Raw genomic sequence first — 212 nt, forward strand, 5'->3', positions numbered from 1 at the left:
CCGCCACGCCCTCGCGGACGGGGCGGACGTACGCGGGTACTACCTGTGGTCCCTGCTCGACAACTTCGAGTGGTCCTACGGGTACGGGAAGCGGTTCGGGGCGGTGTACGTGGACTACGCGACGCTGGCCAGGACGCCGAAGTCGAGTGCGCAGTGGTACGGGCAGGTGGCCCGGACCGGTGTGCTGCCGGGGGCCGACGGGGCGCCGGGGG

General features: G+C 72.6%; 1 protein-coding gene. It reads left to right on the forward strand.

The window, feature by feature from the left end:
- Positions 1 to 212 (forward strand): family 1 glycosylhydrolase (locus tag AOK24_RS50985; protein ID WP_240554062.1); only part of this gene is annotated, 212 nt, incomplete at both ends.

The sequence above is a fragment of the Streptomyces niveiscabiei genome (genome assembly GCF_001419795.1).
In the GTDB taxonomy this organism is placed as follows: Bacteria; Actinomycetota; Actinomycetes; order Streptomycetales; family Streptomycetaceae; genus Streptomyces; species Streptomyces niveiscabiei.